This is a genomic window from Bradyrhizobium sp. LA2.1 (genome assembly GCF_040547725.1).
Classification (GTDB): Bacteria; Pseudomonadota; Alphaproteobacteria; order Rhizobiales; family Xanthobacteraceae; genus Bradyrhizobium; species Bradyrhizobium barranii.
The window spans coordinates 380,084-393,068 of sequence record NZ_JBEPQI010000005.1; the positions used below are offsets into that span (position 1 = coordinate 380,084).

Annotated in this window: 9 protein-coding genes; 3 read left to right on the forward strand and 6 right to left on the reverse strand. The window is 64.4% G+C overall.

Features of this window, described 5'->3' with window-relative positions:
* Positions 1–130 precede the first annotated feature (130 nt).
* From ABIB95_RS12170 to ABIB95_RS12180, 3 genes are all read right to left on the reverse strand, one after another.
* Complete coding sequence (locus tag ABIB95_RS12170; RefSeq protein ID WP_354239551.1) at positions 131–1,579, reverse strand: MmgE/PrpD family protein; 1,449 nt, start codon at positions 1,577–1,579, stop codon at positions 131–133.
* A 208-nt stretch (positions 1,580–1,787) separates the two neighbouring features.
* Positions 1,788–3,140 carry a malonyl-CoA decarboxylase gene (locus tag ABIB95_RS12175; RefSeq protein WP_354239553.1) on the reverse strand — a complete coding sequence of 451 codons (1,353 nt, stop codon included), beginning with the start codon at positions 3,138–3,140 and terminating at the stop codon, positions 1,788–1,790.
* 268 nt (positions 3,141–3,408) lie between these two features.
* Complete coding sequence (locus ABIB95_RS12180; RefSeq protein WP_502917815.1) at positions 3,409–4,215, reverse strand: AraC family transcriptional regulator; 807 nt, start codon at positions 4,213–4,215, stop codon at positions 3,409–3,411.
* A gap of 53 nt (positions 4,216–4,268) precedes the next feature.
* On the opposite strand from ABIB95_RS12180, the gene ABIB95_RS12185 reads away from it, so the two are divergent.
* The gene (locus ABIB95_RS12185) at positions 4,269–5,441 is read left to right on the forward strand and encodes an MFS transporter (RefSeq protein WP_354239557.1); all 1,173 of its coding nucleotides are present in this window, start codon (positions 4,269–4,271) and stop codon (positions 5,439–5,441) included.
* Between the two features lie 280 nt (positions 5,442–5,721).
* On the opposite strand, the gene ABIB95_RS12190 is transcribed toward ABIB95_RS12185, so the two are convergent.
* Complete coding sequence (locus ABIB95_RS12190) at positions 5,722–8,880, reverse strand: efflux RND transporter permease subunit (RefSeq protein WP_354239559.1); 3,159 nt, start codon at positions 8,878–8,880, stop codon at positions 5,722–5,724.
* A gap of 13 nt (positions 8,881–8,893) precedes the next feature.
* Positions 8,894–10,087: an efflux RND transporter periplasmic adaptor subunit gene (locus ABIB95_RS12195; protein ID WP_354239561.1), complete on the reverse strand. Its 1,194-nt coding sequence runs from the start codon at positions 10,085–10,087 to the stop codon at positions 8,894–8,896.
* A gap of 238 nt (positions 10,088–10,325) precedes the next feature.
* On the opposite strand from ABIB95_RS12195, the gene ABIB95_RS12200 reads away from it, so the two are divergent.
* Both ABIB95_RS12200 and ABIB95_RS12205 read left to right on the forward strand, forming a co-directional pair.
* The gene (locus tag ABIB95_RS12200) at positions 10,326–11,117 is read left to right on the forward strand and encodes an ABC transporter substrate-binding protein (RefSeq protein WP_354131752.1); all 792 of its coding nucleotides are present in this window, start codon (positions 10,326–10,328) and stop codon (positions 11,115–11,117) included.
* Positions 11,118–11,130: 13 nt separating this feature from the next.
* Complete coding sequence (locus ABIB95_RS12205; protein WP_354239564.1) at positions 11,131–11,649, forward strand: GNAT family N-acetyltransferase; 519 nt, start codon at positions 11,131–11,133, stop codon at positions 11,647–11,649.
* Between the two features lie 39 nt (positions 11,650–11,688).
* Here the strand turns inward: ABIB95_RS12205 and ABIB95_RS12210 are convergent, their stop codons facing one another.
* Complete coding sequence (locus ABIB95_RS12210; RefSeq protein WP_354239566.1) at positions 11,689–12,864, reverse strand: lactonase family protein; 1,176 nt, start codon at positions 12,862–12,864, stop codon at positions 11,689–11,691.
* Between the last annotated feature and the right edge of the window lie 121 nt (positions 12,865–12,985).

The window sequence follows — 12,985 nt, forward strand, 5'->3', positions numbered from 1 at the left end:
CTCCGTCATTGCGAGCGCAGCGAAGCAATCCAGAATCTCTCTGTGGAGGCAGTCTGGATTGTTTCTTCGCAGGAGCTCCTCGCAATGACGATGTGGCGAAAGTCTGCCATCCCTTACGAAATTTCGCTCCTCACACGCGTTGCAGCAGCGGCCGCAAGCTGCGGATGTCGGTCACAGCCTCAATCTCATACACCGACTTGATCAACCGCTCGGCCTTCTCGCCGCCGACCACTGGGGCAATCAGATCGCGCGCCTTGTCGATGACCTCGTCGCGCGTCATCGGGTTGCGCGGCGTGCCGCGCACGGCGGTGACGCGTTCGGAGAGGCGGCTTCCATCAGTGAGCTCGATCTCGACGACGGCGACGCGCACCGGCAATAGTTTGGCCAGCTCCTCGTCGCGCACCAGATTCACCTTGGCGCGCTCCTTCAAAACCGCCGCGTCCTGCATGCGCGGCTTGTCGTGCGCGGCGTGGAACGAGGCGGTTTTGTCGAGCAGCATCACGGCGACCATGTGCTGGAGGCAGATGTCGGGGATGTCGCGGTTGTCCACGACCTCGGCGACCGACGGCGCAAGACGTACGGTGACGCGCTTGACCTCTCCGGCCTCGAACGCATGCTTGCTGCGGATGGCGTAGACCGCATCGAGCGGTCCCTGGATCGGTGAACCCACCGTCCATTTCTTGATGTCGGTGCCTGCGATCTCGTAACGCTCGCCAAGCTTCTCCACGAGTTTGCCGGTCGCAGCCTTCGGCGCATAGGCCAGGAAGTAATTGTCTGGCCCTGAGAACACGTCGTCGACGCCGTTCCAGTCCGAACGCACCAGCAGTGCCGACGTCACGCCGTTTCGGGCCGGCATGCCGGCGAACACAAACCCTTTCTCGATATGGTCGACGTCGCGCCGCCACACGATGAAGCCGGAGGATTGCTGCGCGGCATAGTCGAGCACCCAGCGCATCCGGCGCGCATCGAAGCCGGCGACGCTGGCCGCCGCAGCGGAAGCGCAGAACGTGCCGGAAATGCTGTGCGTGCTCAGCACGCTTTCATAGCTGAAATCGGCCCCGCCCATCGCCATCACCACGCGCGTGCCGACGTCATAGCCGAGCGTCACCGCACGCAGAAAATGCGCGCCGTCGATTCCGAGGTGTTCGCCGAGCGCAAGTGCCGCTGGCACAGTCGAACTGCCGGGATGCGAGCGCGACGGGCTGTGCGAATCGTCGGTCTCGTCGGCATGCGCCATGACGCCGTTGGCAAGCGCAGCCTCGACTGGCGACGCGGTGAGCGATGTGCCGGCAATGGTCGATGTCCCCTGCGCAGCATTGGCGCGAATGTAACGCTGCGCCGCCTGACCGGGCGGCAGCTCCGATCCTGAGATCATCGACGCCAGCGTGTCGAGGATGTGGTGCTTTGCTTGTTCGACGACTTCGGGCGGCAGCGCGCGGGTTTTCGCAGCGCTCATGTAGTCGCACAGCGCCGTCATTTCTGGCCCGGAGCCAGATCCCTCCGCGAAACTGCGTGCGGGCGAAAGCGAGAGGCCGGTTGCCGCCGCTGCGGTCAGCCTGAGAAAGTCGCGTCGTTTCATGGTGTCCCGTCTTTGGTGCAGGAACTGATGAAACGGATAGCGCCTGGGATAGCGGTATGTCCAGTAGCCGCCGCGCTCCGCTGTCATGCCCCGCGCAGGCGGGGCATCCAGTACGCCGCGGCGGATGTGGTCAGAGCGAGTTTCTCCAACGCCGGCCTCTGGAATACTGGATCGTCCGCCTTCGCGGACGATGACACCGCAATTGTCCCTACGACAGCCGCATATCCAGCAGCCTGCGCCCCTCGCCCTTCAGCAGCTTCTTCACCGCGCTCGACGCCACGACCTCGCCGTCATTGGCGTAGGCTTCGTGGTTCTTCTCGATGTCGTCGAGGCGGTAGAGGTAGTTGACCATCACGCCGGCGGACTCGCGTGCGCCTTTCGGCGAGAGGTCGCCGAGCCAGTTGATGCGCTCGAGACGTGCGCCGTTGCCGAGGTGGAAGCGGGCGACGGAATCTATCAGCTTGCCCTTCGGCGTGCGCGCCTTCAGGAAGTAATAGGCGGCGAGCGGTTCGATCACGGTGCGGAGCAGCGTCGTCGTCTCGGGGTTCTCGAACCATTTGGGATCGTCGAGGCGCTTCAGCACCTCGCGGTCCTCGTCCGAGAGCGGCAGGTCCCTGTCCTGCTTCACCCATTGCATGAAGCCCGGCACCGGCGACAGCGTTACGAAGGTGTCGAGCTTTGGCGTCTCGCGGCGCAACTCTTCCACCACCTGCTTGATCAGGAAGCTGCCGAAGGAGATGCCGCCAAGGCCGCGCTGGGTGTTGGAGATCGAATAGAACACCGCGGTGCGCGCGCGCTCGATCGGCAGATGCTGACGGTCGACCGCCAGCAGCGGCGCGATCGCACCGGGGATCGTCTCGGTCAGCGCCACCTCGACGAAGATCAAGGGTTCGTCGACCATGGCGGGATGGAAGAAGGCGTAGCAGCGCCGGTCGACCGGATCGATGCGGCGGCGCAGATCGTCCCAGTCGCTGATCTCGTGCACGGCTTCGTAACGGATGATTTTTTCGAGGATGTTGGCCGGGGTCGACCAGTCAATCCGGCGCAGCACGAGAAACCCCCTGTTGAACCACGACGAGAGAAGATGCGAGACATCACGATCGAGCGCGGCGAGATCGGTGTGACCGTTCATCATGCCGAGCAGATCGGCGCGCATGTTGACGAGATCGCCGGTGCCGCCCGGCGCGCGGTTGAGGCGGCGGATCAACTCCTGCCGGCGCGGCTCGGAGGCGAAGTGCAGCGAGCTCGCGTCTTCGTCACTGGGCTTGGCGCGCCATTTTTCGATCGCCTTGGACAGGCGTTCGCGATCGGGGCCGAAATCGCGCACCAGGGCTTCGAAGAAGGCGCGGCGTCCTGCCGCATCCAACTCCTGGTAGATGTCGAGCACCTCACGCGCCATGGCAGTGCCCGAAGCTTCGCCGCGACCGGACAGCAGCGCACCGCAGAGCTCGATCAGCCCGTCGGCATCGTGCTTGGCGTCGGCGGAGTCCCCGCGGCGCAGCAGCGTGCGGCCGCGATCGGAGATGGTGGCGAGCAGGTCTGAGAAGAAGGCGTTGGCCATCTGGTCGTTTCGATTCCGGTTTGTGCGCTGCGGAAGCTTACACGGGATTTAGGCGGAAGCCGATCACAATCAAGCAGGGGAATTTTGTATCTTTCGTGGTGCCATGCGCCACCAGGAAAGCTGTCATGCCCCGCGAGGCCGAGAGTGCCACCAAAGCTGTCATGCCCCGGCTTGACCGGGGCATCCAGTACGCCGCGGCCTCTCGGCTCAATCACGGCCGTCTCTGGAATACTGGGTCGCCCGGTCAAGCCGGGCGACGACACCGTGACTATTTCCCCGCAAACTCCGTCGGCGTCCGCCCGGTCACCTGACGGAATGCCGCCGAAAACGCCGGCACGCTGGCATAACCGAGCTGGGTGGCGAGCTGCTTCACCGACACATTGGGGTCGGTCGACAGCCGCTGGATCGCTGCCGCAACCCTTGCGCGCTGGCACCAGCTCTTGAAGCTCAATTGCGTCTCGGTCGAAAACAGCCGCGACAACGTACGCGCGGAGGTTCCGACCTCGCGCGCCAGCGTGTCGATGTCGTGCAGACCGGTGGGATCGTCAAGCACGATCATCGCGGCGCGCCGGCAGCGCGGCTCATGCGGCAGCGGCACGAAGGTCGCGGAATCCTCCGCCTGGTGCAATTCCAGCATCACCAGGCGGACCAGCAGCTCGGTCCGCTCCTCGGTGTTGCGCGCGTCGAACAGCGCCAGGATCGCCTGGTTGAGCAGCGGCGATACCCGCACCACGAATTCCTTGGTCAGCCCCTCATAGCGTTGCTCGCGCTTGAGCCAGGGCAGGTCGAAATACAGCGTGCGCATCTCGATGTCGGCGAGCAGGTCGATGGCATGCTCGAGCCCGGCCGGCACCCAGACGGCGCGGTCCGGCGGCACCAGCCAGCGTCCCCCGGGCGTCGTCACCTGCATCGTGCCCTTGGCGGCATAGATCAGCTGCGCCTCGCGGTGCATGTGCAGATCGATCCGCATGCCCTTGGGATAGTCGCGGGCGACGAGGTGCACGCCCGCGGGCGAGCGATGGTTGCTCCGGACCTCCCTGAGAATTGGCGTTTCCAAGACAGTCATTGGCAGCATCCCGTCATGCCCAGGACATATAACTCATTTCGGAGCAGGAGAGGATTCGGGAAATGAACAGCCCCAGCCGGGTGATCAGTTTCGTCAACGCAGGCCATTTCATCGACCATTATGCGATGCTGATCTTCGCCGCCGCCGTCATCATCATGGGGCCGGCGCTCGGCATGGCCTATTCGGAACTTCTGCCCTATGCGACGCCGGGCTTCGTCGCCTTCGGCGCCGGCTCGCTGCTGACCGGCTGGCTCGGGGACCGCTGGAGCCGCCGCCACATGATGCTGATCTTCTTCGTCGGCATCGGTGCTTCCATGATCTCGGTCGGCTTCGTGCAGACCCCGGCTCAGCTTGGCGCGGCGCTGTTCGCGATCGGCATTTTTGCCTCGATCTATCACCCCGTCGGCACCGCGATGATCGTGTCCTATGCCGACCGGCTCGGCCGCGAGATGGGGATCAACGGCGTCTGGGGCAATCTCGGCGTCGCGTCGTCCGCGCTGGTCACCGGCGTGATCGGCCAGTATCTCGGCTGGCGTTTTGCCTTCATCGTGCCCGGTGTCGTCACCATCATGATCGGCATCGCCTTTGCGATGATGGTCGTGCATGAGGATCGCAAGGGCTCGAAGCAGGCAGCGGCGCAGGCGCGCGTGGCGAAGAAAGACATGTGGCGCGTGATCCTGTCGCTGCTGATCGTCGTGATCGCGATCTCGACGACCTTCAATGCCGTGACCGTCGCGCTGCCAAAACTGTTCGCGGAACGGCTTGCCGACCTGACGAAGAGCCCGGCGCTGCTCGGCGTCATCGCCGCCTGCGTCTACGTGTTCGGCGCGATGACCCAGTACACGATCGGCCGGCTGCTCGACCGCTACTCGCTGAAGACGGTGGCCCTGCCGCTGTCCTTCATGCTGGCGCCGTTCCTGTATCTCGCCGCGAGCCTGTCCAATCTGCCGCTGATCCTGGTCTCGATCGGCATCGTCATGGGCGCGTTCGGGCAGGTCACGGTGAACGATGCCATGGTCGGCAAATACACCAGCGAGGAATGGCGCTCGCGCGCCTATGCGGTGCGCTATTTCATCGGCTTCACCGCCGCGGGCGCCTCCGTGGGCCTGGTCGCCTGGCTCTACGAGCAGGGCGGCTTCGTCACTATGCTGCACGCCTTCGCCGCGCTTTGCCTGCTCGCAATCGCCGCCGCGATCATCCTGCCGCGCGAGATCAGGACGCCGGCGGCGGCGTGAGGACAGCGCTCTCTCCGCTCGTCATTGCGAGGAGCGTAGCGACGAAGCAATCCAGACTGTCTCCGCGGAGGGACTCTGGATTGCTTCGCTGCGCTCGCAATGACGGGGGATGGACCGGCGCATCGTGCACCCCGCCCACAATGCCATTCTGCCGGTGTTTTGCCCGACGTGTCAAAGCACTGGAACGCTCCAAAAACTCCAATGCCATCAACGCCGTTCTACGGTGCATGGGGTTGTTTTCGACTTTTTTGTTCGTCGGCAGCCCGCCTCCGCGGAAAAACTACGGCTTCACCTCGGCCACCGTCTTTGCCTTCGGCGCCTTCTTCGACGCACGCCAGTTCTCGAAGCGCTGCACCACCACGAAGAAGGCCGGAACGAACAGCACCGCAAGGCAGGTCGAGGCCAGCATGCCTGAGAACACGGTGATGCCGATCGACTTGCGGGCGCTGGCACCGGCGCCGGTCGCGATCACCAGCGGCACCACGCCGAGGATGAAGGCGAACGACGTCATCAGGATCGGGCGGAAACGGGCGCGCGCCGCCTCGATCGCGGATTCCAGCACCGGCTTGCCGTCGCGGCCGTGCAGCTCGAGCCCGACCTCGACGATCAGGATCGCGTTCTTGGCCGACAGCGCGATCAGCAGGATCAGGCCGATCTGGCAATAGAGGTTGTTGTCGATCTTCAAGGCGTTGAGGACGAGCATGGGCCCGATCAGCGATAGCGGCACCGCGAGGATCACCGAGATCGGCGCGTACCAGCTCTCGTACTGGCCGGCGAGCACGAGATAGACCAGCAGCATGGCAAGGCCAAACACCCAGTAGATCTGGTTCGAGACGGCCTTCTCCTGGTAGGACATCGCGGTCCACTCATAGCCCGTGCCCGGCGGCAGCGTCTTGTCCGCGATCTCCTCCATCAGCTGCAGCGACTGGCCGGACGAGTAGCCCTGCGCCGGCAGGCCGACGATGGTCGAGGAAGGGTAGAGGTTGTAGAGGCTGATCAGCGACGGGCCGGTGGCCGGCGTGATCGTGGCGACGGTGCCGATCGGGATCATGTCGCCGTTCGAGTTGCGTACCTGCATGTTGGCGATGTCGCGCTCGGTGACGCGGAATGCCGGATCGGCCTGGGTATAGACCTGGAACACGCGTCCGAACTTGTTGAACTGATTGACATAGGACGAGCCGAGATAGGTCGACAGCGCCGCGAACACCTGATCGGTGGTGACGTGCAGCGTCTGGGTCTTGATGCGGTCGATCTCGACGTTGAACTGCGGCACCGACGAGCGGAACGAGGACGATACGCGCTGCAGCGCGCTCTGGCTCTGGGCGTTGGAAACCATCGCGCCGGTGATGGCCTGGAGCTTTGCAAAATCGCTGTTGCCGTCGCGCAGCTCGACCTGCATCGAGAAGCCGGCCGCGTTGCCGATGCCCTGGATCGGCGGCGGCGGCAACACCAGGGTGCGCGCCTCCATGATGGTCGCGAGCTTGTCGTTCAGCCCGTAGACCAGCGAACGCAGATCCTCGCCGGGCCCTTTGCGCGCCGACCAGTCCTTCAGGATGATGTAGGCGACGCCGGCATTGGCAAGGCTGGCGCTGTTGTCGAGCGCGGAGATGCCGGCGATGGTGATGACCTGCTGGACACCCGGCGTGTCCTTGATCAGCTCGCTCGCTCTGTCGAGCACCGTCTGGGTCCGCTCCAGCGCGGCGCCGTCGGGCAGTTGCACGGCGGCGATCAAATAGCCCTGGTCCTCGATCGGCAGGAAGCCGGTCGGCACCCGCGACAGGCCGTAGCCGCCGATCCCGATCAGCACCAGTGCGAATGCGACCGAGATCGTGCTGTTCCTGCACAGCACGCCGATGAGGCGCGTGTAGCCCCGCTCGACACGGTTATAGACGGCGTTGAAGCCGCGGTAGAAGAAGTTGCGCTGCTCCGGCGGCACCGTGGGCCGCAGCCAGAGCGCGCATTGCGTCGGCTTCAGCGTGGCCGCGTTGATGGCGGATAGCAGCGCGGTCGCCGCGATCACCAGCGCGAATTGCGAATAGATGCGCCCGGTGAGGCCGGCGAGGAACGAGGCCGGCAGGAACACCGAGATCAGCACCAGGGTGATGCCGACGATCGGCGCGAACAGCTGGTCCATTGCCCTGATCGCGGCGTCGTGGCCGTTCATGCCCTGCTCGATGTTGTGCGCGGCGCCTTCGACCACGACGATGGCATCGTCGACGACGATGCCGATCGCGAGCACGATCGCGAACAGCGTCGACATGTTGATGGTGAAGCCGAGCGCCGCCATCGCCGCGAACGCGCCGATGATGGTGACGGGCACGGTGGTCGCCGGCACCAGCATTGCGCGCCAGTCCTGCAAGAACACCAGGATCACGACCAGCACCAGCAGGCCGGCCTCGATCAGCGTCATGTAGACCTCGTGCACCGAGGCTTCGACGAATTTGGTGGTGTCGAACGGCGTGTCGTATTTGATGCCTTCGGGGAATCGCTTTGCAAGCTCCGCCATCTTCTTCTCGACGGCCTGCTCGACCTGGAGCGCGTTGGCGCCCGGCGACTGGAACACGCCGATGCCGGTGGCCGGCTGATTGTTCAGCGAGAAGATCTGGCTGTAGGTCTGCGCGCCCAGCTCGACCCAGCCGACGTCGCGCACGCGCGTGACGTCGCCACTGGTGCCGGTCTTGACGATGATGTTCTCGAACTGGGTGGTGTCGTCGAGCCGGCCGTTGACGTTGAGCGTGTACTGGAACGCCTGTCCCGGCGGCGTCGGCGGCGCGCCGACCTGGCCGGCCGAGACCTGCTGGCTCTGCTGCTGGATCGCCGTGACGACGTCCGACGGCATCAGTCCGCGGACCTGGAGCTTGTTCGGATCGAGCCACACCCGCATCGAATACTGGCCGGCGCCGAACACCGTGACGTTGCCGACGCCGGGCAGGCGCGAGAGCTCGTCGCGGATGTTGATGGTGGCGTAGTTGCTCAAATAAAGGCTGTCGAACGTCTTGTCCGGCGAGGTCAGCGTCACGAACAGCAGGATCGAGGTCGATTTTTTCTGGACGGTGACGCCCTGGTTCTGCACGGAGGTCGGCAGCTGCGACAGCGCGCTGGAGACACGGTTCTGCACCAGCACCTGTGCGAAGTTGAGGTCGGTGCCGATCTTGAAGGTCACGGTCAGCGTATAGGTGCCGTCGGAGCCGCTGTAGGACTGCATGTAGAGCATGTCCTCGACGCCGTTGACCTGCTGCTCGATCGGCAGCGCGACGGTGTCGATCACGGTCTTGGCGCTGGCGCCGGGATAGCGCGTGGTGACCTGCACCGTCGGCGGCACCACGTCGGGATATTGCGCGACCGCGAGGTTGAACAGCGCGACGCCGCCGATCAGTATCATCAGAAGCGCGATGACGTTCGAGAGGACCGGCCGTTCGATGAAGAATTTCGAGATCATGGCTGGCGACCCCTCACTTGGCCGACGCCTGCGGCTGGTCGATCTTCGTCGGTTGCGGATCGATCTTCTGGCCCGGGATCACGCGCAGTAGCCCCGCGATCACCACGCGGTCGTCCGGCTTCAAGCCGCTTTCGATCACGCGCAGGCCGTTGTCGACCTGACCGATCTGCACCTTGCGCTGCTCGACAATGTTGTCGCTATTGACCACCAGGAGATAGCGGCCACCCTGGTCGCTGCCGAGCGCGGTGTCGGGGACGAGGAGGGCGTTCTTGTCCTGGTCGAAGGGCACCCGGACCCGGACGAAATAGCCGGGCAGCAGCGCTCGCTTGCCGTTGGGCAAGACGCCGCGTACCGCGAGCGTGCCCGTTGATGTATTGAGGGTCGGCGAGACGTAGTCGAGGTGGCCTTCATGCGGATAGCCGGTCTCGGTCTGGAGGCCCACCTGGATCGGCAACTGTTTGAGGTCGGCCACGGTCAGCCCGCGACGGGCCGCTTCGGCGCGGATGCGAAGGACGTCCTGCTCACTGACCGTGAAGTTCACCCAGATCGGATCCAGCGCGACGATGGTTGCGAGCTGGGTCGGGGAGGAGACGCCGACGAGCTCGCCGATCGAGACCAGGTGCGCGCTGACGATGCCGTCGAACGGCGCGCTCACCTTGGTGTAGCCGTAATTGACCTCGGCGAGCCTCGTTTTGACCTGGGCTTGCTGGAGACTGGCCTGGGCGTTGTCGCGGGTGGATGTTGAGGTGTCGAGAGTCGCCTGCGAGACAGCCTGGCGCTGCACGAGGTCGACCTGCCGCTTGAAATCGGCCTCGGCCTGCTTGAGCGTGGCCTGCGCGCCGACCTCGGCCGCCTGCGCCTGCTCGAGCTTGAGCTTGTAGGTCTCAGGCTCGATTAAGAAAAGCTGGGTGCCCTGCTTGACGAAGCTGCCGTCCTGATAGTCGATCGATTGCAGGAAGCCCTGCACGCGCGCCACCAGATCGACGCTCTTGACCGGCGCGGTGTTGCCGGTGGCTTCGACATAGCGCGTCACCGCGCGCTGCACGGGCGCCGCCACGTCCACCTTCGGCGGCGACGGCGCCACGAACGTGTTCTTGTCCTCGCAGCCGGCGAGCGCCACCACGGCCGCTGCGGCAACGAGTGCCCGCCCGACATGTCTCCACGCTCCGTTCCGTTGTGCGAGATCAGCGGGATTCGCGCAGGTCATTCGGTGGCCCCCGATTATTGTCTGTCGGTGTGGCAGGCTACCAACAAATGCCCGGCCGTGGAACACCATAGCCATGGCGGTCACCAGCCTTGCACTGCAAATGGCGCAGTGGCCTTTGACACGTTTGTCATGGCAAACCGCTTTTCATCGTGCATGATCGACCAGAATTGTGTCAAAGGCCGAGTGACGGAAACGAAGCGGTCGAGAAGCAGAGAAGAAAAGGTGAGGAGAACATGACATGCCCACGTCCCTCCAGGCGGCCCTTGCCGGCCTCGTTTTCGCAGCGGCAGTCGCCATGCCCGCGCTAGCCGATGGCCTGAAGGACGAGATCGCGCCGACCGGCAAGCTGCGGGTCGCGATCGCGATCAGCCCGGCGGGCGGCGCGTTCTGGTCGACCAAGACCGAAGCCGGCTATGCCGGCGTGCCGGTCGACCTCGGCAAGGAGATGGCCGGCCAACTCGGCGTGCCCGTCGAATATGTCGTGCACCAGAATTCCGGGCAGATCACCGACGCGGCCGGCAAGGGGACCTGGGACGTCACTTGGCTGCCAAAAGATCCCGAGCGCGAGACCAAGATGATGTTCGGCCCGATCTACGAGGTCGCGGATGCCACCTACATCGTCAAGCCCGGCTCAGCCGTCACCAACTTCGCCAGCCTCGACCAGCCCGGCATCAAGGTCGCGGCCGTCAATGCCACCACGACCATGCGCGGCGCGATCGCGCACCTGAAGAATGCGAAAGTCACGGGCTATCAGACCTATGACGAGATCTTCGGCTTCCTGAAGAGCGGCGAGATCGACGCCTTCGCGCTGTCGCGCGACCAGCTCAACAAGATGGCGCAGAAGATCCCGGGCACGAAGGTGCTGGACGAGACCTTCAAGAAAACGATGACGGCCGTCGCCGTCCCGCTCGGTCATCCCCAGGCGCTGACGTTCGTTTCCAGGTTCATGACGGAAGCCACGACGAACGGCACCTTGCGCAAGGCCTATGACAACAACGGCCTGAAGGACACGCCGATTCGGACTGAGTAAGGGCGCCGCCTCCATGGCAAGCGAGATTCGGTTCCGCGCTTTCTTGCTGGCCGATGCGGCCGCCGTGCGCGAGCTGTTCATCCAGGTCAATCGCCTGTTGGCGCCGGTGCATTTGGCGGAGGCGTTTGAAGGATACATCACCCGCTCCCTCGCGGAGGAGATAGATCGTCTCGCCGATTATTATTCGGATCGGAGCGGCGGTTTCTGGGTCGCCGTCGATGACGATGAAATCGTCGGCATGTTTGGACTGGAGGCCTCTGGCGAACACGCGATGGAGTTACGGCGCATGTACGTTGCTCCCGGCGCGCGGCGCCGGGGTATCGCGCGAACGATGCTGGCGTTTGCTGAGGAGGAATGCCGCCGCCGCAATCGGCTGCAATTGCAGCTGAGTACGTCCGAGCTTCAGCAGGACGCGCTGGCGCTGTATCGAAACGCAGGATACGAGAATGTGCGCGAGGAGATCGCCGATGCCGCCAGCAACAAGACATTGGGCGGCGGCATTCGTCGCTACCATTTCACCAAGCGGCTCTGACGGCCATTCCAGGCTCTTCGCCTGCTGTTACGACTGGCCTCACGGCTCCGCGGTGCGAATGCCTGCGGGGCTCACCTGCAGCTTGAGTGTGGACGTCCTGGTCAGCGTCTTGCCGTCGAACGAGAACGCGATCAGCTCGTTCTCGACCATGCACTGCGCCACGACATGTTTTGAGTCCTTTGACCACACCATGCCCTGGCACCAATGGCCGATCTTGGCCTCCGCCACCGGCGTGAGGTCGGTGCCCGAGATCCTGTAAACCTTGAGCAGGCCGAAATCGTTGAAGAAGGGCGAGGCCGATGGCTTGTTCGAGCCGTTCATGACGGTGACGGCGACATGGCTGCCGTCCGGCGACATCTTCACGGCCTCAGGTGTCTGTCCAACGGTAACCGTCGTGACGACGCGGATCGGCTTGGCGGTCATGTCGATCAGACTGATCGTGTCACTGTCGCCGCTGCTGGCACCGACATTGCCGACGACGGCCACCGCGCTGCCGGTGAGGTCGATGTCGTAGGGGCGGATGCCGGCGGAGAGGTCGCGCTTGGTGTATTCGACCTTGGTCCCGTCCACGCTCAGAAGCGAGATCTTGCTGTCGCCGTCGCGGGTGACCAGCGCGGTGGCTCCGTCGCGGGAGAACACTACATGGCTGGGGCCGGACTTGGCATCGCCGAGTTGAATCTTCCCGCCTGCGGTCAGCGTATTGCCGCTGATCGCGAAGACCGAGACGGTGCCTTCGCTGCGGTTGGCAACCAGCGCCAGCGTGCCGGCACGGTTGATCGAGACGCCGGCGGCGCCTGGGCCGGCCTGCAATGTCGCGAGCACCTTTGGCGGGGTGGATTTGAGGTCGATCACCGAGAGCTTGTCGTCGGGGACCGTCTTGGTTGTATCCGCGGGATCGAGCTTCATCGCACCCGTGACCAGCGCAAGCGAGCCGTCCGGCGCAATCGCGACGCTCGGCGGCGGCCCGACTACGCTGGCGGGTGCCGGCACCTCGCCCAAAAGCTTCAGCGCGCCATCGGTGAGATCGATGACGCTGACCGTGTCCGGCAACGGCTGCTTGCGCACCACGGCATTGCCGTTCTCCAGCATCATCTTGCCGTCATTGGCGGTGACGACGATCTCGGCATGAGCGGCGAAATTTGCAAAGCCGGCAAAGGACGTTGCGACCAGGGCTGACGCGGCATGGCGCGTGCGCCTGCGAAGAGCGGCTTTCATGTTTCCCCCTGAGACTTTGTTCTTGTCCGGTCAAGCTAAATGCAACCGGGGGCATTGCGCAACAATCTGAACGCGATCATTTTTGCCTTCGCCCTTGGAATAAAACGGCAAGACGCGCTTC